Source organism: Enterobacter sp. 22466, assembly GCF_052044775.1.
GTDB lineage: Bacteria > Pseudomonadota > Gammaproteobacteria > Enterobacterales > Enterobacteriaceae > Enterobacter > Enterobacter dissolvens.
In genome coordinates this window covers 218292-239166 of the sequence record NZ_JBQENX010000001.1, presented here as the reverse complement: position 1 = coordinate 239166, position 20875 = coordinate 218292, and the positions used below count along the sequence as shown (strand labels likewise).

Here is a 20875-nt window from a genome sequence, read left to right as displayed (position 1 = left end):
GATCACCCCCGCTTCGCATTAAGAAAGCCGCCAAAACGTTTACGGAAGCGCGCGGCGCTGCCATCCGTCGAGAAGGTTTTCTGCTTACCGGTGTAAAACGGATGGGATTTTGAAGAGACCTCGATGGTGATGTAGGGATACGTTTCACCGTCGAGTTCAATTTCGCGGTCAGTCTTGATGGTTGAGCCAACTTTAAAATATTCATTAGCGCTGGTGTCGTGAAACACCACAGTGCGATAGGCTGGATGGATATCTGGTTTCATCGTGAATCACTCGTGTTTTGTTATAACATAACAAAATAATATCCAGGCTCTGCGGTAAAAACAAGCCCCGATCGTGCCCTGCCTTTTCCGATGATATTTTCTGATTTCGCCGCTGCGAAACGAAAACCATGACGCTCACGTGCTATAACTATATCATTTCGCGGTAAAAACTTTCTCTTCAGGCAAGCGTCTCAGTGCCCTGGAGCGGGCATTTGAGGAAGGACACGGCAGCATGAAAACCCGACATCTGGTCAGCCTGGTGACTGGCATTCTGATCTTTTCTGTGCTGATACCGATTTGCCTCAGTATCTGGCTGGCGCATCGCCAGGCGGAAGAAAAATTTGTCGATGCGCTGGACAGCTATGCGTCACGCGTGCTGTTGCGTACAGACAGGGTCGTTGAACAGGCAAAAGAAGCGCTCACGCAGCTACAGACGTTCAAAGGCCCCCCGTGTAGTCATCTGCATTTACGGGAAATGCGCCGGGTCGCATTCTCCTGGCGCTATGTCCAGGAAGTGATCTATGTCGATAACCTGAGACCGCTGTGCTCGTCGCTGGAACAAGTCAGTAAAGTGGCCTCATTCCCACCCCCTATGCGGATTACGGAAGATGGATATAGCGCGTGGCTTACAACGCAAAACGATCTTGGTTTTAACCGCTACATGGCGGTACTGGGGCAAGAGCATTACCTGGTATTGGTCGATCCCGCCTCGCTGGTAGATGTGATCCCGTTTGGCGATATCGCTATCGATGCCGCGCTGGTGGGGAGTACAACACATCTCGTTTTCGCCAGCAGCAATAAACTGGATCCGCATATCCGCGACATGATCAAAGATCGGGAGAAGGTCAGCATCCAGTACAACGGCTCCATGTATGTCATTAAACCCGTTCCGGAGCTGGGAATGAATGTTGTCGCCTGGGCCGCGCTTAAACCGCTGGCGGAAACCTGGCACAAACAGCTTCTTTTCTGGCTGCCGTTTGGCATGCTGATAAGCCTGCTTGCCGCGCTCTTTGTTCTGCGGATACTGCGTCGCATTCAGTCGCCACGTAACCGGCTGCTGGATGCGATTAACAACCGCGAGTTTGAGGTTCACTACCAGCCTATTGTTGCGCTCTGCAGCGGGAAAATGGTGGGCGCGGAGGCGCTAACGCGCTGGCCTCAGCCTGACGGGAGCAGCCTGTCGCCTGATATTTTCGTCCCGCTGGCGGAACAAACGGGGCTTATCTCGCGCCTCACGCATCTGGTGATCGAAAAAGTGTTCGAGGATATGGGCAACTGGCTGCACCTTCATGGCGATCAGCACATTTCCATCAACCTCGCGCCTGCGGATTTAACCTCGGGCAAGCTGCCGCCGCTGCTGAGCCAGCTGTTAAATAAATGGCAAGTTCGCCCCGAACAGATCGCGCTTGAATTAACCGAACGCGGCTTTGCCGATCCCAAAATCAGCGCACCGGCCATTGCCGCCTTCCGCCGCTCGGGCCATGCGATTTATATCGATGATTTTGGTACGGGCTATTCCAGCCTGAGCTATCTGCAGGATCTGGACGTCGACACGCTAAAAATTGACAAGTCGTTCGTGGATGCGCTGGAGTACAAAAACGTGACGCCACACATCATTGAAATGGCGAAATCACTGAAGCTGGCGATGGTTGCAGAGGGCGTAGAGACTGCAGGGCAGCTCGCCTGGCTGCACCGTCACGGCGTGCAATATGGGCAAGGCTGGTACTACAGTAAGGCGCTGCCAAAAGCGGAATTTATGGCATGGGCAGAAAATAATCTCAACGCCTCTCCTACTTCAGATAGGATTTGATCACCTGTAAAACCACGCCAAGATCGGCTTCGCGCTGATCTTCTTCAGGCTCTTTGACGACGTGATCGGTTAAATGGCCTTCGATCACCTGCAGCATCATGCCATTCACCGCACCACGGATCGCGGCCAGCTGCTGTAATACCTCGGCACACTCGTGCTCGTCGTTGCTGAGCATTTTTTCCAGTGCGGTGCTCTGTCCCTGAATTTTCTTCAGGCGAGTCAATAACATCTTCTTGTGACGAACGGTATGTGACATCTCTGCATCCTTCTTCTGGCGGGTAAAGCATAACACGCCCTACTCCCCCTGAGTATTTTTCTACTGGGGGGTAGTATTGATCTACTGGGGGGGAGTACTATCTCGGCACCTTTTCCAGTGCGGATTTTGTAATGAACGATTTTGCTTCTCTCCTGCAACAGGGCAACGCATGGCTATTCATTCCCAGCGCGATCCTGCTAGGTGCCCTGCATGGTCTTGAGCCGGGCCACTCTAAAACGATGATGGCGGCCTTTATTGTGGCGATCCGCGGCACGCTGAAACAAGCGGTATTGTTGGGGCTGGCGGCCACGCTTTCCCATACCGCGGTGGTCTGGATCATTGCCATGGCGGGATTATGGTTTGGTCGCGGCTGGGATGCGCAAACCTCTGAACCCTGGTTCCAGCTTATCTCTGGGGTATTGATCGTTTTGATCGCGCTGTGGATGGCGTGGCGTACCTGGAAGGAGAATCAGCCGCACGATCATCATCACCACCACCATGACCATGACCATGACCATGACCATGACCATGACCATGACCATGACCACCATCATGATCATCACCACCATGAACATCAACTGGTTGCAGAGGAGTGGCAAGACGCCCACCAGCGCGCCCATGCGCAGGATATCAATCGTCGTTTTAACGGACAAAACGTCACCACCGGGCAAATTGCGATGTTTGGCCTCACCGGCGGGTTGATCCCCTGCCCGGCGTCAATCACCGTCCTGCTGATCTGCCTGCAACTGAAGCACTTTGCCCTGGGCGCCACGCTGGTGTTTAGCTTCAGTATTGGTCTGGCGTTAACGCTGGTGGCGTCGGGCGCGATTGCCGCGTTAAGCCTTAAACATGCGACAAAACGCTGGCCGGGGTTCAGCGAGTTTTCCCGCAAAGCACCGTGGTTCTCTGCAGCACTGATTATCCTTGTGGGGGGGTACATGATCCTGCACGGGTTAGGCGGTATCCTGGCCTGAACCAGGCGGCCACAGCGCGTGGCCGCCACGCAGAGGTCAGTTGAGGTTCTGACGCCAGCTAAAGCGATAGCGAAGCTGGCGATGTTGCAGGATGAACTCCGGTGAAACGCTGGGGCTCCAGGAGTCATCTCCGCCCACGCCCATATGGAACGCATCAAGATTGAGCCAACACCCCGGCTCATCATGTAGCAGATGATGATGGGTTGTCTCGTGCAGTTGCTGCTGGCTGTAGCGGCTCACAGAAAAATGGAACTGGCCGTTGAACTGATGCTCACCCAGCACCAGCTCGCGGGTATCGCAGCGCAAACCGTTTTCCGTCGGGAAGATGTACGGCGTATGCATTGCCTGCAGCGGCAACGTCCAGCGCCCTTGCTGTGCCGCCAGCTTTCTGTCCGGGTAGTTTTCATGCGGCCCCAGCCCCAGCCAGTGCACAGCTTCCGGCGGCCGGGCAAGATGCATGCTCAGACCAATACGCGCAGGCTCGGGGATATCAGACGCAATCTCAACCTCAACGTCTCCGTGCAACACACCCTGATCGTCTACCCGCCAGACTTTACGGCTCAGGAACAGCGCTTTGCCACGATGTTCCCAGGCATGCAGCGTCGTGACTATCGCTTCACCGGTATGCTGCTCCCCGTCACAACGCAGCACCCGCGGGATCAACGCGTACATCCCTGCCGCCTTCCAGCGCTCAACCCAGGCATTCGGATCAATTCGGGTGGCTTCGCTCACGCCGATATCATTATCCAGCGGCGCGCGGGTAAAGTTATCCGTCAGCGGCGAGAGCAGCGTTTCAACGCCATTGTTCAACCATTGCGTCAGGTTTCCTGAGGCACGATCAAAAATCCATCTCTGCTGCTGATGTGTCAGCGTCAGCACGTCATCGGTCTGTGACAGTACCGGCGGTACACCCACCGGTGCGGGCGGGGCGATAAACAACGGCACCGGGAGTTGCCACTGATCCCACGCACAGCGATGGTTCGCCGGTGACCACGGTGTCGCCTTCAACTGGTAAACCTCAACATTCAGCCAGACCTCGCCGGGCTCTGCCGTCAGCGCCGGCAGGGTGATCTCCTGACGCTGAGTCTCCTGAGGCGCGATGGAGAGCGTAACCTCCCCGTTCGCCAGCACCGTGCCGTCACGGGTCACCGACCATTTGAGCAACTCGTTATCCGTACGACGGAACAGGTAGTCGCTTTGCACGTCCACCACCAGCGGAGACGTGCTTACCCGCGTAAAGGTGAAGAACTGCTGCGCACGCTGAGCCTCATACAGCGCCGGATGCGGCGTACGATCGGGGAACACCAGCCCGTTAAGGCAGAACTGCCGGTCATTGGGTTTATCCCCAAAATCGCCGCCATAGGCCCAGAACGGGGTGCCATGTTCATCTTTCTTCGTCAGCGCCTGGTCAACCCAGTCCCAGACAAATCCCCCCTGCAGACGCGGGTGGCTGCGAAATGCCTGCCAGTATCTGGCGAAACCACCTAAGCTGTTACCCATCGCGTGGGCGTATTCGCAGAGGATCAGCGGTCGGGTTTCATCTGGCATACCGATCCATTTTTTGATGGACCATTTCGGGACCGCCGGGAACGGCTGATCCTGATCGACGCGGGCATACATCGGGCAGACGATATCGGTCGCCGCCGTGTTCGCCCCACCGCCTTCATATTGAACCGGGCGCGTCGGATCGGCGGTTTTTAGCCAGCGATACAGCGCGTCGTGGTTTGCACCGTGACCAGATTCATTGCCCAGCGACCAGATAATAATTGAAGGATGATTACGATCGCGTTGCACCATGCGGGTCACGCGCTCGCTCATGGCGGGCAGCCAGCGGGGATCGTCAGCGAGACGACTCATCGGCACCATGCCGTGGGTTTCGATATTGGCCTCGTCAACCACATACAGGCCGTAGCGATCGCAAAGCCGGTACCACAGAGGATGGTTTGGATAGTGCGAGCAGCGCACGGCGTTGAAGTTATGCTGCTTCATGATTTCGATATCGCGACGCATCGTCGCTTCGTCCATCACCTGGCCATTTTCCGGGTGATGTTCATGCCGGTTGACCCCGCGGATCAGCAGTGGCTTGCCGTTGAGCTTCAGCAGGCCATTGCTGATTTCAACGCGGCGGAAGCCCACGTCACAGGCTTCAATCTCCAGCACGTCGCCCTGCGGGTCCACCAGCGCGATCGTCAGACGATAAAGCTCGGGTGTCTCAGCGCTCCATAACGCGGGGGACGTAACCGGGATCGCCACCGTTAACCGCTCGGCCCAGTTACCGCGTTCATCCACAATGGCAGACCCTGGCCGCCGGGTGGCGCTGGCAAAGCGTTCACCGTTGCGCCACAGCGTTATTGCCACATCGCACTCCGTATAGCGAGCCCCTGCCAGGGCGACATCCACCTTCAGCACGGCGCGATCCAGCTCCGCATTCAGATCGGTGACAACGTGATAATCCGCGATGTGCGTCTCCGGCTTATGCAGCAGCGACACATCGCGAAAAATACCGCTCATGCGCCACATGTCCTGATCTTCCAGATAGCTTCCATCGCACCAGCGCAGAACCATCACCGCCAGCCGGTTCTGCCCTGCACGCAACACGGACGAGAGATCAAATTCAGCAGGCAGTCGACTGTCCTGGGAATACCCCACCCACTGGCCGTTGCACCAGAGATGAAAGGCCGAGTTCACCCCATCAAAGATAATGCGGGTTTGGCCGCACTCAAGCCAGGCGTCCTCCATCTCAAATGTGAGCGAGTAACAACCAACCGGATTCTCTGCCGGGACAAAGGGCGGATTGACGGGAATGGGATAGGTGACGTTGGTATAGATGGGGGTATCAAATCCCTGCATCTGCCAGTTTGACGGCACCGGCATCGCAACCGCATCCGGGCAATCTTCACCTGTCCATGCCTGCGGAACCTGTTCAGGCGCAGAAAAGAAGCTAAATCGCCACTCCCCGTTCAGGGAACGTCGGCTGACGGATGCGGCATCCTCTCTGGCTGCGTCTTCTTTACGCCAGCTGTGAAATGGCGCATGCGCCGCCAGCCTGTTCCATTGCGTGACGCCGGGATTTTCCCAGTCCCGACGGGCCAGAAGTGCGCTGAGCGACAGCGATACGGTATTGGACATGTTTTCCTCTTTGCGAAGCGCTCACAATTTAAGTCAACATGCCCTGACAAACTGCTGCGGTAAAGCGTGGGATCGCCGCATAGCGAGGCAGATCACAAAAGCGTTATTCGCGGGCAAGCTTCTCGGCCAGCAGGGCCAGGGTTCGGAGCTGCTGCGCCAGATCCTCACGATCGGCCTGCTGCGGCGCGCGACGGGCACTGGATTGTCGGCTGATCAACGTAACGGGCAACTGAACCTGCCAGCATGCTTCACTACGGGTGGGCGCCAGCAGCCACTCCACACTTTGTTCGCCCGCCTCGCGAAACGCCTGACGGATGGTGGTGAGCGGAGGCGAAAACCAGGCGCTGTCGGCAGTATCGTCAAAGCCCACGATCGCTATCTGGCCCGGGATCGCCACCCCTTTTTCCGCGCAGGCCCGCATCACGCCCAGCGCCATTTGATCGTTAGCCACCAGAATGGCATCCGGTAACGCTGCAGCAGACAACAGGGCATGGCCCTTCTCATATCCGCTCGCCGCACTCCAGTCGCCGTATGCCACCGCCGCAGCCTCAAGCCCGGCCTGCGCCAGCGTCGCTTTCCATCCCGCCAGACGGGCGCGGGCGGAAACAGAACTTTCTGGCCCGCTTAACAACGCAATACGCTGGTGCCCCAGAGAGAGCACATGTTCAACCCCCAGTCGGGCGCCCTGTTCGGCATTGAACACCAGACTGTTGACCGCTGCCGACGAAGAGACATCCAGAAACAGCACCGGCACGGGAGATGCCAGTACCTTGAGTTGTTCAGCGTCAGGATCGTCAAGCGGCACGTTCACCAGCAGGGCTTCCACGCGCTGTGCCAGCAACTCCTGAAGCGCGCCCTGGCACTGTTGTGGATGTTCCACCATCGAGATCAGCACGCTCGCCCCCTTTTCTACCGCCCGGGATTTTACCGCAGAGACAATTTGCGAAGGGGCGTGCAGCGCCAGATCGGTAGTGATAAGCCCCAGCGTACGAGTGCGCTTACCCGCCAGCTGCTGCGCGCCACGGTTAGGGACGTAGTGCAGCTCCGCCATGGCCTGCTGCACCTTTTCCCGTGTGCGGGCAGAAACATGCTCCGCGTCGTTAATCACACGAGAAACGGTCTGATAAGACACCCCCGCAAGGAGGGCAACATCATAGAGGGTAATGGCTTTCATGCGTTCCGGCTTCGTGTTAACAGAGCCGTCTATTGTGGCACAGCGCGGCCATTAATACCTGTGAGCGCTTCGCAAAATTAAACAACCCGCTCTGGCTGAGGAACATTATCCGTACGCGGCTTCTGACGGAACCACGGCAAACAGAGCTGGATAAGCGGGCCGATGGTCAGGGCATACAGTACCGTCCCGACGCCAAACGTTCCGCCAAGAACGCAGCCAATCAGCAGGACGCTCACTTCAATTGAGGTCCGAACGCTGCGGATTGACCACCCCAGCCGGGCGTGAATGCCGGTCATCAGTCCATCGCGTGGGCCCGCCCCGAACCCGGCACCGATATACATACCGGTTGCTACCGCGTTCAACACAATGCCCCCAAGCAGCAGAGCAATCCGAATGGGGAGAAGATCCAGCTCGGGGATAAGGGCCATCGAGGCATCTGCCGCCAGGCCAATACAGACAACGTTACTGAGCGTTCCCAGCCCTGGCATCTGACGCAGCGGGATCCACAGCAGCAGCAGCGCAGCGCCGGTCAAAATAATCACCGTACCGATGGTCATCCCCAGCTGTAATCCCACCCCAAGGTGAAACACATCCCACGGGTCAACCCCCAGATCCGAACGAATAAACATCGCGGTTGAAAGCCCATACAGGCCTAAACCAACGTACAGTTGCAGCAGACGACGTACCATTTTTAGCTTCTCCAGTGAACCAGGCTTTCATCTTGTTCGAAAATGGCACTATGATTAATGTCCAGTTTTCAAATAGTGGACTGCATATGTCATCACGCCGTTTCGGAAGTCAGTCGCTGGTTCGCCTTTTGGGCCACTGGCAACAAACCCCGTACCGAACGCCACTCTGGCGACAGCTGGCTGACGCCTTGCGCCTGCTGATCCTCGACGGCAGGCTGGCGTTGAGTACGCGCCTGCCCGGTGAACGCGAACTGGCCACGGCGTTAGATGTAAGCCGGACGACAATCAGTAGCGCGCTGGCCCATCTGCGAGAGGAAGGGTATCTGGAGAGCCGACACGGCAGCGGTTCACGGGTGATCCTGCCCGATACCCGTGCCGTACCGACGCTTTCAGCGGCAAGTGCGGCGCTGGATCTCTCCACTGCCGCCCTGAATGCCGGGCCAGAGATCCACCAGGCTTACACCTGGGCGCTCACCGCAATCACCCAGCACCTTGCGCTGACCGGTTACGACCAGCTCGGTCTGGCGGCTCTGCGTGAAGCCATTGCCGCCCGCTATACCGCGCGCGGGCTGCCGACCCGGGCTGACGAAGTGATGGTGGTCAATGGCGCCGTCAGTGGTTTTGCGCTGGTATTGCGGATGATGACTGGTCCGGGCGATCGCGTGGTGGTCGATCACCCTACCTATCCGCTGGCGATTGCGGCTATTGAGGGGGCGCTGTGTCGGCCGGTGGGCGTGTCATTACCGGAAACCGGCTGGGACACGGATGGCTTTGCGGCCACGCTGGCTCAGACTGCACCGCACCTGGCGTACCTGATGCCGGATTTTCATAACCCGACAGGTCGGTGTATGGATATCGCCACCCGCCAGGCGATAACCGACATTGCGGCAAACACCCGCACCACGCTGGTGGTCGACGAAACGATGGTCGATCTCTGGTTTGAGGCACCGCCGCCACCGCCTCTGGCGTCGTTTAACCCGCAGGCAACGGTGATCACGCTGGGTTCGGCCGGAAAAAGCTTCTGGGGCGGGCTGCGTCTCGGCTGGATCCGCGCCTCTTCACGCACCATTGCTACGCTTGCCCAGACGCGTGACACGCTGGATTTAGGCTCGCCGCTGCTGGAACAACTGGCGACACTGTGGCTTATCAACAACAGCGAGACATTTCTGCCTGCGCGCCGGAAGATGCTGACAGAGCGACGCGACCGCTGCGGTGAGTTGCTGCGCGAACATTTCCCGCAGTGGCGGTTTCAGGAGGCCGAAGGTGGGCTTTCCTACTGGATCGAACTGCCGGGCATGCAGGCGACGCAGCTTGCCGCACGTGCAGAGATGTTGGGGATTAATCTGGGAACCGGCACGCGGTTTGGTTTATCGGGGGCGTTTGACCGCTATCTACGTATGCCCTTCTCGCTTGAGCCGGCAGAGCTTGAGCAGGCGCTACTGAGAATCAAGCCGTTGTGGCTTGCATTAAATAAAACAGCGCCATCGATAAAACGCAGCCTGGTTTGATATTAAAAAATTTGAAGTGGATCATAAAATAAAAACTGCTGACTGTCATACAGGCAGTCAGCAGTTTTCACCAGTCACGAATCAGTGCTGAGGAGGAATGGGGAAACCTTTCAATGAAATAACGAAGCTTTCACCGTCTTTCTTTATTTTCGCGCCGGTATCACACCAGTCAGACGCAATACGAAAGAACTCATCACTTCCTACATTCCAGCCAAGACGTACATGCTTCACGTAGCCCGAACGCAACAGATCGCAGGCCTCTTTGTAGTCACTGGCGGTTGACAGTTGTTGTTTCATTTTCTCTTCTTCAGAAGTTTACGTAGAGCTTTGATTTCTTTAGGAGTAAAAGGAGAAACACTCTCTTCTTCCGTATGCTGATTATCAATATCCTCTTCCGATACTCCCGCCTCTTCTGCTGCTTCAAACGCCAGCAGCAGCAATTTCTCTGTGGTCACGCTTAAGTTCTCGTTATTCACTTCCGCATAGTGGCGAAGTCTTTCTTTTAGCGCTTCATCAATCTTAACATTTAATACCGCAGTAGCCATGATTGTCACTTCCCTTCGGAATAAGTGCTTTATTTAATACACGATGTTAACAATGTAATCCAGATATATATTTTTGACTTATGACAGAAAAAAGACGCCCAGAAATAAAATGACAGTCTATTATTACAGGTTTATGACATTAATATTTCATCGAAATGAAATATATATTACATCACAAATTAAAACCCTTTTAATTCTGTGGGATAGTCATGCAGGGAGGCGTAAAAACGGGAGGCATGTTGCCGGAGGCACAAATGGGTGGGGGCCCTGCCAGCTACATCCCGGCACACACGTCGTCTGCCCTGGCTGCTTCCTTCCGGACCTGACCTGGTGAACAGAGTAGCGTTGCGGGAGAACCAACAGAGCCCCCATTGAGAGCGTTGTTACCCAACGCGCTGGCGCATTATCCCTGTGCTAACGGTCAATTGCAAGCCGCCAGCAACTGGATGGTGGTTTCTTGCGCAAACAGGCGCAGCAATCGGCGCGATCTTCGTTTAACATGGCATTTCACTCATCCCCACAGGTGTATTGATGGACGAACACGACGCCTTTCCACAACGAGTGTGGCAAATTGTGGCCTCCATTCCGGAAGGCTACGTGACAACCTATGGTGACGTCGCGCGTCTTGCCGGTTCCCCCCGTGCGGCGCGTCAGGTGGGTGGCGTGCTAAAACGCCTTCCTGAAGGAAGTACATTGCCCTGGCATAGGGTTGTGAATCGTCATGGCGCCATCTCGCTGACCGGGCCGGATTTGCAGCGCCAGCGTCAGGCATTACTTTCGGAAGGGATTCAGGTGTCCGGGTCAGGACAGATCGATTTGCAGAAATATCGCTGGGTGTACTGACCCCTCTCCCGAAGGAGAGGGGAAATCATTACAGCTGCGTCGGCGGTGTTGGGACAGACGGTTGGTTCGCCTGTGGTGCAACAGGTACTTCGGTTTGCTGCACCGGCACCAGGTTCAGGTCGATTTTCGTCCCACCGTTGTTGATGGCTTCCTGGACCGTATCGGTAATAAACACCAGCTTACCGTTGATGGTTACCGCGGCGCTCAGAAGGATACGGGCGTTAGGCTGTACGTCTGCCGGGTTATACGGCAGCACGAAGCTAAACGGTGCCTGCTTACCTTCGGTACGCACAGCACGCTGGGCCACCACTTTCGACGGCGCGTCTGCCAGAGAAGCATCAGACAGCGTGACCGTTAATACCGCATCCGGTGGTAAAGCGACTCGCTGTTTGATCCAGATAGTACCGGAAACGTTAGGTTGCTGAATGGATTGCTGTGAAAGTGTATTAATCCCGTTTGGATCTGCTGCTGGCACCGGCACCTGGGCGCTCTTACCTGCACAGGCGGACAACGCCACCGCAATAGCTACACCACTTAGCATGGGCACGAGTTTCATTGAAGTCTCCTTATCATCAATGCACCAGCGGGATCGATCCCATCCGATGTCGTTTCAAACACATATCGTATTCAAGTGTGGCACAGATCACTGATTAATGCCTGAATTCGCCCCGATATTCAGATAATTCTACCCATCGGACCACTTTCATTTCTGCGTTATACTCTGCCTATCTTTCGCCACGGCGTTTATTGAGGACAACTATGAGTCAGGCACTGAACAATCTGCTGACATTACTGAATCTGGAAAAAATTGAGGAAGGACTCTTTCGCGGACAGAGCGAAGATTTGGGCTTGCGTCAGGTCTTCGGCGGGCAGGTCGTCGGACAGGCACTGTACGCTGCCAAGGAGACCGTCCCGGCAGACCGTCTGGTGCACTCCTTTCACAGCTATTTTCTGCGTCCTGGCGATAGCGCAAAACCCATTGTGTACGATGTGGAAGTACTGCGTGACGGCAACAGTTTTAGCGCGCGCCGCGTGGCGGCCATTCAGAATGGCAAGCCCATCTTTTACATGACCGCCTCTTTCCAGGCACCGGAACCGGGTTATGAGCACCAGAAAGCGATGCCTGCGGCCCCGTCGCCGGACGAACTCAAATCGGAGACCGACATCGCCCGCGCGCTGGCCCACTTGCTGCCACCGCAGGTCAAAGAAAAGTTCCTCTGTGATAAACCGCTTGAGATCCGCCCGGTTGAATTCCATAACCCGATGAAAGGCCACACTGCCGAGCCAACACGTCAGGTCTGGATCCGTGCTAATGGCACCGTACCAGAAGATTTCCGTGTGCATCAGTATCTTCTGGGCTATGCGTCAGATTTTAACTTCCTGCCAGTTGCACTGCAGCCGCACGGCGTCGGATTCCTTGAAAAAGGGATGCAGGTTGCAACGATCGATCACTCGATGTGGTTCCATCGTCCATTCAATATGAACGACTGGCTGCTCTACAGCGTGGAGAGTACTTCGGCGTCAAGCGCACGCGGATTTGTACGCGGGGAGTTTTATACCCAGGATGGCGTGCTGGTCGCCTCTACGGTGCAGGAAGGGGTGATGCGTAATCGCGGGTGATGTTTGCGGCCTGATGCCCTCACCCCAGCCCTCTCCCACGGGGAGAGGGAATAAACACTAAAAACGGCAATCAGAGATTGCCGTTTTGCTGTTTATTATGCGTTATACGCATTCTCGCCGTGGCTGTTGACGTCGAGACCTTCGCGTTCCTGTTCTTCCGGTACACGCAGACCCACAGTCATATCCGCCAGTTTATAGCCAACGAAGGCCACCACAGCAGACCAGACGACGGTGATGGCGATACTTTCCAGCTGCACCAGCACCTGGTGAACCATGGTGACACCTTCTGCGTAACCCACGCCACCCAGCGATTTGGCGGCGAAGATACCGGTCATGATACAACCGACAATACCGCACACGCCGTGCACACCAAACACATCACACGGGTCATCCACACGCAGAAGACGTTTCAGCGCCGTCACACCCCACAGACCGGCCAGACCTGACACCAGGCCAACAAGCAGCGCACCACCGACACCGACGTAACCACATGCAGGCGTGATACCGACCAGACCTGCAATCGCACCAGAGCATGCGCCCAGCAGGGAAGGTTTACCGCGAACTGCCCACTCACCAAACACCCAGGAGAGGATCGCACCCGCCGTGGCCACAACCGTGTTCACGAAGGCCAGTGCGGCGATTTCGTTAGCGGCGCTTGCAGAACCGGCGTTGAAGCCGAACCAGCCAAAATAGAGGATCGCCGTACCGGTAAAGACCATCGGCAGGTTGTGTGGTTTGAACGCTTCTTTACCGAAGCCCACGCGTTTACCAATCAGGTATGCCCCTACCAGACCCGCAACCGCGGCGTTGATGTGGACAACAGTACCGCCCGCGAAATCCAGCGCGCCGTGCGACGCCAGCAGACCGCCACCCCAGACCATGTGAGCAATCGGCACATAGGAGAGCGTCAGCCAGACCACCACGAAGATCAGGACCGCGGAGAAGCGAATACGCTCAGCCAGCGCCCCGACAATCAGCCCCACGGTGATACAGGCGAACGACCCCTGGAACGCGACGTGGATGTACTGATAGAAACTGCCCATTACCGCGGTCAGTTCAATGTTTTTCAACATCGCCCAGTTGAAGTTGCCGAAGAAGGCGTTACCTTCACCGAAGGCCAGAGAGTAGCCGTAGACCACCCACAGCACGCAAACCAGCGCGAACGTCACGGCAACTTGCGTCAGCATGGAGAGAACGTTTTTGCCACGGATCAGACCGCCGTAAAACAGCGCAATGCCCGGAATAGACATGAACAGCACCAGCGCGGTGCTGATCATCATAAAGGCGTTGTCGGCTTTGTCTGCCACCGCAGGAGCAGCCATTGCCAGGCCCGGCAGCAGTGCCAGCGAACCCAGACCCGTTTTGATTGTTGCTATCTTCATTTTCTCGATCCCTATCACTGTGTGCCAGGAGTTACTTACAGTGCCGCTTCGTCAGATTCGCCGGTACGGATGCGAATGACGCGCTGCAGTTCGGCAACGAAAATTTTGCCGTCGCCAATTTTGCCGGTGTAGGCCGCTTTGCTGATCACATCGATGACTTCATCAAGCTGATCATCAGCAATCGCGACATCAATTTTTACTTTTGGCAGGAAGTTAACGCTGTATTCCGCCCCGCGATAAAGCTCGGCATGACCCTTCTGACGACCGAAGCCTTTCACTTCGGTGACAGTCAGTCCCTGAATACCCATTGAAGACAACGCTTCACGCACGTCTTCGAGTTTGAATGGTTTGATTACCACCGTAACCAGCTTCATAGATCCCCTCCAGTCAGAATTCGGTAATGGCCGCAGCTAACACGCAGGAGACATTGCAAGGGATGTGCCAGAAATGAAAACGGAAGAGAAAAGCGGCGCAATGCGCGTTAAAAGACCATGAATAATCGACAGGTGAAAAAAAACGCACCATGGCAGTGCATGGCGCGTTTCGGTTTTGCACCAACAGTGGTGACTGTTAGCACGTTGCCTGTTTTTGGTGCATCAGGCGCTAAGCGACTCTTCCTCACGGACGCTGGCCGCCAGCTCTTCCCCCGCCAACTGCAGCTGATACATCTGCCAGTAGCGCCCCTTCGCTTCCAGTAGCGCCCGGTGCGTACCGCGTTCAACGGCCTGCCCGCGGTGCAGCACCAGAATGGTATCTGCGTCGACAATCGTTGAAAGACGGTGCGCGATAACCACCAGCGTCGTGTGGTCACGCACGGCAGCCAGCGCCTGCTGGATCGCCTGTTCGGTACCGGAGTCGATGCTGGCCGTCGCTTCATCCAGAATCAGCACCTGTGGCGTTTCAATCAGCACACGCGCCAGCGCCAGGAGCTGTTTTTGTCCAACAGAGAGGTTATTCCCCTGCTCACCCAGCCGGGTGTTGATTCCGTCGCTAAAACCACGGGCCAGTTCCGCCAGCTGCACTTTTTCCAGCACCGCCCACACCTGCTCCTGGGTATAATCCCGTCCCAGCGTCACGTTGGCGTAAAACGTATCGGCCAGCACAACCGGATCTTGCTGCACCATCGCCACGCCTTTACGCAATACGCTGTGGCTGAGCGACGCCAGCGGACGTCCGTCCAGGCGAATCTCACCTTTCGTTAACGGGTAGTACCCCATCAACAGGCTTGCGAGCGTGCTCTTGCCGCTGCCGGTATGACCCACCAGCGCCACAAAACCACGCGACGGCACATCAAGAGTGATGTCCTGCAACACCAGCCTGTCTTCCCGGTAGGCAAACGAGACATGGTCAAACGTGATCGCCCCGCTTTGCAGAGGCGTTGTATCCTCGCCATAGGTCTGACGCGGTCTGTCCATTAGCTCAAAGACGCGTTCTCCGGCAACGACTGCCTGCTGCAACATGGATTGCTGGGTCGTGAGCTCAATCAACGGCTCGTTCAGGCGTCCCAGATAGCTAATGAAAGCATACAGAACCCCCACCTCAATCGTACCGCCTGCACTGAGGCCAAAGAGCATCAGCAGGCCGCAAAGCACCAGCGCCGAGAAAAGACTCAGCAGCGGACGCAGCAGGAAACCGTCAAGGCGCAACGTCTGCATACGCGCCATATAGTGCGAACGGCTGGCTTCGCCCATGCGTTCGCCAAAGCGAGCCTGCTGACGGAACTGCTGGATGACGCTCATGCCGTTGATCACTTCGTTGAAGCCATCGTTTATATCGGCCAGGTAGGTCCGCACCCGACGCACAATGGGCGTGCTGTAGCGCTGATAGATAACCATCACAATCAGCACCGCCGGGAAAATCGTGATCGCCACCAGCGCCATGCGCCAGTCGAGACTGAACATTGCCACCAGCATGGCGCCAATCAGCGCGGCACTGCGCAATACGGTCGCCACGACGGTCACGTACAGATCGCGGATCACCTCGGTATCGTTGGTCACCCGCGAAATCACCTGCCCGACCGGCTGGATATCAAATTCGCTCAGCGGCTGGCGCAGTGCGGCATCCATAACATCGGTACGCAACTTCTGCACCACGCCCACCGCCGCCCGGTTAAAGAGCAGCGACTGCGCATAGTGCAGCCCGGCCGCCGCCAGCTGTAGCCCCACATAAGCCACGCCTAACCCCGCAACCAGCCCCAGCGGCAAATAGCTTTTCGCGACCATATTGTCGATGAAATAACTGATCAGCAGCGGACCACTCACTTCCGCAATCGCCGCAATCCACAGCAACACGACGGCAAGGGCAAGGGGTTTTCGCCATGGCGAACCGTAGGCCAGCAGGCGTTTTAGCGTCGGCCACTGCGTTTTTGATTTACGCATGAGCGTCCTCCTCTTCCTGTTCCGGAGCATCGTCGAGTGCCGCTTCAAGCTGCTGATAGCGATACATATCGCGATACCAGCCCGGTTGCTCCGCAAGCTGGTCATGCTGCCCACGCTGGGCAATGTGCCCGTGCTGCAACACCAGAATTTCACTGGCTTCCGTCAGCGCCGACAAACGGTGAGCACTGATAATCACGGTCCGCCCCTCGCCCCACTGGCGCAGGTTATGCAGGATCTGGTGTTCGGTACGGCCATCCACGGCAGAAAGCGCATCATCCAGAATCAGGATTTCGGCATTCAGCAGTAGCGCACGGGCAATGGAAATTCGCTGTTTTTGCCCGCCGGACAGCATCACGCCACGTTCACCCACCTCGGTTTCATAACCCTGCGGCAGACGCAAAATATCGTCATGGACGCTGGCTAAGCGTGCCACGTGCTCAATCTCTTCCTGCGTGGCCGACGGACAGCCAAGGGCAATGTTATTCGCCACGGTGTCGGAAAAGAGGAACGGCGTCTGGCTGACCACCGCCAGACGGCGACGCCAGTCATCCAGTTGCAGGGTCGTCAGGGGAAGATCGTGGAAACGAATATCCCCCTGCGTAACATCAAAGTGACGCTGGAGCAGCGAAAGGACCGTGCTTTTACCGGATCCGGTCGGGCCACAGATCCCCAGCATTTGACCCGGTTGCAGCGTAAAGCTGACGTTTTCAAGCACCGGGTGTTCTGTCTGCGGATAAACAAACGTACGGATATCGACGTTCATCACACCCCGTCCTTCCGGTACCGGCTCGGTACCGTCGTTGACCACTGGCGCTTCAGACAGCATGGCGCGAATGCGGCTGTAGGCGGCACTGCCGCGCTCCACGATGTTAAACATCCAGGCCAGCGCCAGCATCGGCCAAATCATCAGCCCCAGGTACATCGCAAAACTGGTCAACTGCCCCAGGGTCAAGGTGCCCTGTACAACCATCCAGCTCCCGCCGCCAATCGCCAGCAGATTAGCCATGCCAATGGCGATATAGATCGTCGGGTCAAAGCGCGCATCGATACGCGCAACGCGCATGTTTTTTGCGCCAGTGTCTGCAGCATCGGCCGCAAACAGAGCTGATTGCCGATCCTCCAGACCAAAGGCTTTGATCATGCGGATACTGGTCATACTCTCCTGCGTGCGATCGTTCAGCGACGAAAACGCCGCCTGCGCCAGCTTGAAGCGCTCGTGCAGCTGTTCGCCATAGCGGTTGATCGCCAGCGCCATCAGCGGCATCGGCAGCAATGCCAGCAGGGTGAGCTGCCAGCTGATCTGAGTCGACATCACAATCAGAACCGCACAGCCCATCACCAGCGAATCCACCAGCGTTAATACCCCTTCCCCGGCGGCGAACACCACGCGATCGACGTCGTTGGTGGCGCGGGCGATAAGATCCCCGGTGCGATGGCGCAGGTAAAATTCTGGATGCTGGCGGCTCAGCTGACGGTAAAAATCCTCGCGTAATTCAACGGCCAGCTGATAGGACGCGCCAAACAGCAGCACGCGCCAGACATAGCGCAGCAGATAGACAATGATGGCCGTCAACACCAGCGTGCCGACCCACATCAACACCCGTGCGGTGGTGTAATGCTGTTCCGTGACGCCATCCACGACGTATCCCACCACTTTCGGCGGGATCAGCTGCAAGATGGCAATGATGATAAGCAGGAGAACTGCGCCGAGGTAGCGCTGCCACTCCCGACGAAAGTACCAGCTTAGTTGGGCAAATAATCGCACGCGGTTTGTTCCTGAAGGTATTTTACGAAGTTATTCAATGGGTAATGCTGTGGTGTATTTAATCTGTTCCATGGCAAAGCTTGAGGTGACGTCCGACAACCCCGGTACGCTGTTCACCAGCCGCTTGTAGAAATCATCATAGCGCTTCATGTCTGCCACCTGGACACGCATCAGATAATCGTACTCCCCGGCCATACGCCAGAAGCCGAGGACCTCCGGCATCTCTGACACCTGGGTCACGAAGCGGCAATACCATTCGCTGCTGTGGTGCTGCGTTTTTATCAGGACAAAAGCCGTCAGGCCCAGCCCCAGTTTTTCGGGATCTAATAACGCGACACGCCCCAGCAGAATACCGTCATCTTCCAGCTTCTTGAGGCGCTTCCAGCACGGTGTGGTGGTCAGATTAACGGCATCTGCCAGTGCCTGCAAAGAGAGGGTGCAGTCACTTTGCAGCAATGAAAGCAGCTTGCGGTCAATTTTATCTAGCATACCCACCTCACAGAGAAAATTTTTCTCCCTTCATTCTATTTTAAAGGCCAGATAGCAACAATTTTTTCTGTGCTTTTCGCTATGCTGGGCACAAAATGACAAACGGATAATTACGATGAATAGCAACTGGGTTAAACATGCCATCAGCGAAATCAATGCCGACTACCAGCGCTCGGCCGACACCCATTTAATCCGCCTCACCCTGCCAGGATTTGCGGGTATTCAGCTGTATCTGAAAGATGAAAGCACCCATCCTACAGGCAGCCTGAAGCATCGGCTGGCGCGTTCTCTGTTCCTGTACGGGTTATGCAACGGCTGGATTAAGGAAGGCACGACCATCATTGAATCCTCATCCGGTTCAACCGCCGTATCCGAAGCCTATTTCGCCCGCCTGCTCGGTCTGCCGTTTATCGCCGTCATGCCCTCCTGCACCGCGAAACGCAAAATCGAACAGATCGAATTTTATGGCGGACGCTGCCACTTTGTGGAAAGCGCCTGCGAAATTTACGCCGCCTCGGAAATGCTGGCCCGTGAGCTGAACGGCCACTATATGGACCAGTTCACCTTCGCCGAACGCGCGACCGACTGGCGTGGCAACAACAACATTGCCGACAGTATTTTCCGCCAGATGACTCATGAGCCTCATCCGGTTCCGTCATACATCGTCATGAGCGCCGGTACGGGCGGTACTTCGGCCACCATTGGCCGCTATATCCGCTGTCAGGGCTACGATACGCAACTGATGGTGGTTGATCCGCAAAACTCGGTTTTCCTCGACTACTGGCAACGCCGCGATGCCAATCTGCGCAGTCCGGTGGGCAGTAAAATTGAAGGAATTGGCCGCCCGCGCGTTGAGCCGTCGTTCATTCCTGATGTGGTGGATGAAATGCTTCGCGTGCCGGATGCCGCAAGCGTCGCAACGGCGCACTGGCTGGAGACGCAGTTGGGCCGCAAAGTGGGTGCCTCGACCGGGACCAATATGTGGGGCGCGCTGCAGCTGGCGGCACGCATGCGTGAAGAGGGCCGCACGGGCTCCATCGTCACGCTGCTGTGCGACAGCGGAGAGCGCTACCTGGAGACCTATTACAACGCGGAATGGGTGCAGGCAAACATCGGTGATATTGCGCCGTGGAAAGCGCAAATTGCACAGCTGGTGAAATAAAAAAAGCCAGACCGAAGTCTGGCTTGCTGGAAGGGTCTCACTATTCGGGGGAATATGGGAGGGTGTTGTTGTCCAGCCAATGTGTTAAAAAATGGGACACCGCTTCATTTCGGCAGTGCCCGATAACCGGCAGATGAGGAAGCGCTGAAATCAGCTGGGGCATTGCATTCCCCATGATCAAACCGCGCCCGACGCTGCCCAGCATCTCGCGGTCGTTCATGGCGTCACCAAACGCCATGCACTCCTGCAGCGTTAAGCCCAGGTGGTCGCTCAGGACCGCCAGGGCAGAACCTTTGTTACACCCCACCGGCAGCACTTCCAGACAATCCACCGCCGAAAAGGTCAGATGTGCCCGGTCGCCTAACGCCTCATTCAACTGAATACGCAGGCGACAGAGATCGTCATGATCGCCGCAGAAACAGATCTTGGTCACCGCATGGGCAGGGATACGGCGCAAATCGATCAGCTGATAGCGAAAACCGCTGTAGACATGCGCATGGAGAAGCTGAGGGATCTCGCGCCCGGTAAACCAGCCGTTATCGTTAAAGACATGAACGCTGGCTTGGGTATCCCAGGTACTATGCAACACAATATCCGCCACTTCCGGGTTGAGATCCTGACGGTGCAGAACCTCCCCTTCGACCGAATGAATACGTGTCCCGTTACCGGTGATCAGAAATGCATCCAGGGAGAATGCCCCCAGCAAATGACGCATCTCCAGCACATGGCGGCCAGTGGCAAACGTCAGGGTCACATCGCGCTCGCGCAGACGCTTCAGGGTGTTCAGGGTTTTCTCCCCTAAACGGTGATCCGGCATTAACAACGTACCGTCCATATCAAATGCTGCGAGCCGAGCCATGATTACTCCCGAAATGTGATGCGGTTAAC

19 protein-coding genes, 1 other RNA gene and 1 pseudogene are annotated in these 20875 nt (G+C 56.5%); 6 read left to right on the top strand and 15 right to left on the bottom strand.

Features of this window, described 5'->3' with window-relative positions:
• Positions 1-2 precede the first annotated feature (2 nt).
• A complete protein-coding gene (locus ACTJJI_RS01085) occupies positions 3-263 on the bottom strand; it encodes a type B 50S ribosomal protein L31 (protein ID WP_010428154.1) in 261 nt (86 codons plus the stop codon).
• Between the two features lie 232 nt (positions 264-495).
• On the opposite strand from ACTJJI_RS01085, the gene ACTJJI_RS01080 reads away from it, so the two are divergent.
• Positions 496-2073 carry an EAL domain-containing protein gene (locus ACTJJI_RS01080; protein ID WP_203461950.1) on the top strand — a complete coding sequence of 526 codons (1578 nt, stop codon included), beginning with the start codon at positions 496-498 and terminating at the stop codon, positions 2071-2073.
• Here ACTJJI_RS01080 and ACTJJI_RS01075 read toward each other — a convergent pair.
• Entirely contained in the window at positions 2054-2329 is a 276-nt protein-coding gene (locus ACTJJI_RS01075) for a metal/formaldehyde-sensitive transcriptional repressor (protein ID WP_014830896.1), read from the bottom strand. The genes ACTJJI_RS01080 and ACTJJI_RS01075 overlap by 20 nt on opposite strands.
• A gap of 131 nt (positions 2330-2460) precedes the next feature.
• Here ACTJJI_RS01075 and ACTJJI_RS01070 point away from each other — a divergent pair, with 131 nt between their 5' ends.
• Positions 2461-3303, top strand: coding sequence for a nickel/cobalt efflux protein RcnA (locus ACTJJI_RS01070; protein ID WP_440652721.1), 843 nt, complete (start codon positions 2461-2463; stop codon positions 3301-3303).
• Positions 3304-3339: 36 nt separating this feature from the next.
• Here the strand turns inward: ACTJJI_RS01070 and ACTJJI_RS01065 are convergent, their stop codons facing one another.
• The 3 genes from ACTJJI_RS01065 to yczE all read right to left on the bottom strand — a co-directional run bounded on the left by ACTJJI_RS01065 (position 3340) and on the right by yczE (position 8295).
• Complete coding sequence (locus ACTJJI_RS01065) at positions 3340-6432, bottom strand: beta-galactosidase (protein WP_440652719.1); 3093 nt, start codon at positions 6430-6432, stop codon at positions 3340-3342.
• Between the two features lie 103 nt (positions 6433-6535).
• Positions 6536-7606: a LacI family DNA-binding transcriptional regulator gene (locus tag ACTJJI_RS01060; RefSeq protein ID WP_050860805.1), complete on the bottom strand. Its 1071-nt coding sequence runs from the start codon at positions 7604-7606 to the stop codon at positions 6536-6538.
• Positions 7607-7683: 77 nt separating this feature from the next.
• Positions 7684-8295 carry a membrane protein YczE gene (gene yczE / locus ACTJJI_RS01055; RefSeq protein WP_440652717.1) on the bottom strand — a complete coding sequence of 204 codons (612 nt, stop codon included), beginning with the start codon at positions 8293-8295 and terminating at the stop codon, positions 7684-7686.
• An 86-nt stretch (positions 8296-8381) separates the two neighbouring features.
• Between yczE and yczR the strand changes: the two genes are divergently transcribed.
• A complete protein-coding gene (gene yczR, locus ACTJJI_RS01050) occupies positions 8382-9803 on the top strand; it encodes a MocR-like transcription factor YczR (protein ID WP_440652715.1) in 1422 nt (473 codons plus the stop codon).
• 81 nt (positions 9804-9884) lie between these two features.
• On the opposite strand, the gene ACTJJI_RS01045 is transcribed toward yczR, so the two are convergent.
• The 3 genes from ACTJJI_RS01045 to ffs all read right to left on the bottom strand — a co-directional run bounded on the left by ACTJJI_RS01045 (position 9885) and on the right by ffs (position 10710).
• Complete coding sequence (locus ACTJJI_RS01045) at positions 9885-10100, bottom strand: hypothetical protein (protein WP_013095877.1); 216 nt, start codon at positions 10098-10100, stop codon at positions 9885-9887.
• The gene (locus ACTJJI_RS01040; RefSeq protein WP_014830890.1) at positions 10097-10348 is read right to left on the bottom strand and encodes a hypothetical protein; all 252 of its coding nucleotides are present in this window, start codon (positions 10346-10348) and stop codon (positions 10097-10099) included. Before ACTJJI_RS01040 ends, ACTJJI_RS01045 begins: the two co-directional genes overlap by 4 nt.
• Positions 10349-10613: 265 nt before the next feature.
• An RNA gene (gene ffs, locus ACTJJI_RS01035) (signal recognition particle sRNA small type) lies at positions 10614-10710 on the bottom strand.
• 166 nt (positions 10711-10876) lie between these two features.
• On the opposite strand from ffs, the pseudogene ACTJJI_RS01030 reads away from it, so the two are divergent.
• Positions 10877-11191: pseudogene (locus tag ACTJJI_RS01030) on the top strand (MGMT family protein); the annotation flags it as partial.
• A 28-nt stretch (positions 11192-11219) separates the two neighbouring features.
• On the opposite strand, the gene ACTJJI_RS01025 reads toward ACTJJI_RS01030, so the two are convergent.
• A complete protein-coding gene (locus tag ACTJJI_RS01025; protein WP_440652712.1) occupies positions 11220-11747 on the bottom strand; it encodes a YbaY family lipoprotein in 528 nt (175 codons plus the stop codon).
• Between the two features lie 203 nt (positions 11748-11950).
• On the opposite strand from ACTJJI_RS01025, the gene tesB reads away from it, so the two are divergent.
• Positions 11951-12811: an acyl-CoA thioesterase II gene (gene tesB, locus ACTJJI_RS01020; protein ID WP_440652710.1), complete on the top strand. Its 861-nt coding sequence runs from the start codon at positions 11951-11953 to the stop codon at positions 12809-12811.
• A gap of 95 nt (positions 12812-12906) precedes the next feature.
• Here tesB and amtB read toward each other — a convergent pair whose 3' ends face one another.
• The 5 genes from amtB to ACTJJI_RS00995 all read right to left on the bottom strand — a co-directional run bounded on the left by amtB (position 12907) and on the right by ACTJJI_RS00995 (position 18825).
• A complete protein-coding gene (gene amtB, locus ACTJJI_RS01015; protein WP_014830886.1) occupies positions 12907-14193 on the bottom strand; it encodes an ammonium transporter AmtB in 1287 nt (428 codons plus the stop codon).
• Between the two features lie 35 nt (positions 14194-14228).
• Positions 14229-14567 (bottom strand): P-II family nitrogen regulator, encoded by a 339-nt coding sequence (glnK, locus tag ACTJJI_RS01010; protein WP_008503304.1) that lies wholly within the window; start codon positions 14565-14567, stop codon positions 14229-14231.
• 222 nt (positions 14568-14789) lie between these two features.
• Positions 14790-16571: a SmdB family multidrug efflux ABC transporter permease/ATP-binding protein gene (locus ACTJJI_RS01005; protein ID WP_014830885.1), complete on the bottom strand. Its 1782-nt coding sequence runs from the start codon at positions 16569-16571 to the stop codon at positions 14790-14792.
• Positions 16564-18336 (bottom strand): SmdA family multidrug ABC transporter permease/ATP-binding protein, encoded by a 1773-nt coding sequence (locus tag ACTJJI_RS01000; RefSeq protein ID WP_096928149.1) that lies wholly within the window; start codon positions 18334-18336, stop codon positions 16564-16566. The genes ACTJJI_RS01005 and ACTJJI_RS01000 overlap by 8 nt, the downstream gene beginning before the upstream one ends.
• A 30-nt stretch (positions 18337-18366) precedes the next feature.
• A complete protein-coding gene (locus tag ACTJJI_RS00995; RefSeq protein ID WP_008503307.1) occupies positions 18367-18825 on the bottom strand; it encodes an Lrp/AsnC family transcriptional regulator in 459 nt (152 codons plus the stop codon).
• Positions 18826-18940: 115 nt separating this feature from the next.
• Here ACTJJI_RS00995 and ACTJJI_RS00990 point away from each other — a divergent pair, with 115 nt between their 5' ends.
• The gene (locus ACTJJI_RS00990; protein ID WP_014830883.1) at positions 18941-19987 is read left to right on the top strand and encodes a PLP-dependent cysteine synthase family protein; all 1047 of its coding nucleotides are present in this window, start codon (positions 18941-18943) and stop codon (positions 19985-19987) included.
• A 40-nt stretch (positions 19988-20027) separates the two neighbouring features.
• Here ACTJJI_RS00990 and cof read toward each other — a convergent pair whose 3' ends face one another.
• Positions 20028-20846: an HMP-PP phosphatase gene (cof, locus tag ACTJJI_RS00985; protein ID WP_047360807.1), complete on the bottom strand. Its 819-nt coding sequence runs from the start codon at positions 20844-20846 to the stop codon at positions 20028-20030.
• Between the last annotated feature and the right edge of the window lie 29 nt (positions 20847-20875).

Coding starts and splice junctions, on each gene's coding strand:
- ACTJJI_RS01025 (WP_440652712.1), bottom strand. CDS start 11,747: ATGAAACTCGTGCCCATGCTAAGTGGTGTAGCTATTGCGGTGGCGTTG.
- tesB (WP_440652710.1), top strand. CDS start 11,951: ATGAGTCAGGCACTGAACAATCTGCTGACATTACTGAATCTGGAAAAA.
- ACTJJI_RS01045 (WP_013095877.1), bottom strand. CDS start 10,100: ATGAAACAACAACTGTCAACCGCCAGTGACTACAAAGAGGCCTGCGAT.
- ACTJJI_RS01085 (WP_010428154.1), bottom strand. CDS start 263: ATGAAACCAGATATCCATCCAGCCTATCGCACTGTGGTGTTTCACGAC.
- glnK (WP_008503304.1), bottom strand. CDS start 14,567: ATGAAGCTGGTTACGGTGGTAATCAAACCATTCAAACTCGAAGACGTG.
- ACTJJI_RS01080 (WP_203461950.1), top strand. CDS start 496: ATGAAAACCCGACATCTGGTCAGCCTGGTGACTGGCATTCTGATCTTT.
- ACTJJI_RS00990 (WP_014830883.1), top strand. CDS start 18,941: ATGAATAGCAACTGGGTTAAACATGCCATCAGCGAAATCAATGCCGAC.
- yczR (WP_440652715.1), top strand. CDS start 8,382: ATGTCATCACGCCGTTTCGGAAGTCAGTCGCTGGTTCGCCTTTTGGGC.
- ACTJJI_RS01060 (WP_050860805.1), bottom strand. CDS start 7,606: ATGAAAGCCATTACCCTCTATGATGTTGCCCTCCTTGCGGGGGTGTCT.
- ACTJJI_RS01005 (WP_014830885.1), bottom strand. CDS start 16,571: ATGCGTAAATCAAAAACGCAGTGGCCGACGCTAAAACGCCTGCTGGCC.
- yczE (WP_440652717.1), bottom strand. CDS start 8,295: ATGGTACGTCGTCTGCTGCAACTGTACGTTGGTTTAGGCCTGTATGGG.
- ACTJJI_RS01070 (WP_440652721.1), top strand. CDS start 2,461: ATGAACGATTTTGCTTCTCTCCTGCAACAGGGCAACGCATGGCTATTC.
- cof (WP_047360807.1), bottom strand. CDS start 20,846: ATGGCTCGGCTCGCAGCATTTGATATGGACGGTACGTTGTTAATGCCG.
- ACTJJI_RS00995 (WP_008503307.1), bottom strand. CDS start 18,825: ATGCTAGATAAAATTGACCGCAAGCTGCTTTCATTGCTGCAAAGTGAC.
- amtB (WP_014830886.1), bottom strand. CDS start 14,193: ATGAAGATAGCAACAATCAAAACGGGTCTGGGTTCGCTGGCACTGCTG.
- ACTJJI_RS01040 (WP_014830890.1), bottom strand. CDS start 10,348: ATGGCTACTGCGGTATTAAATGTTAAGATTGATGAAGCGCTAAAAGAA.
- ACTJJI_RS01065 (WP_440652719.1), bottom strand. CDS start 6,432: ATGTCCAATACCGTATCGCTGTCGCTCAGCGCACTTCTGGCCCGTCGG.
- ACTJJI_RS01075 (WP_014830896.1), bottom strand. CDS start 2,329: ATGTCACATACCGTTCGTCACAAGAAGATGTTATTGACTCGCCTGAAG.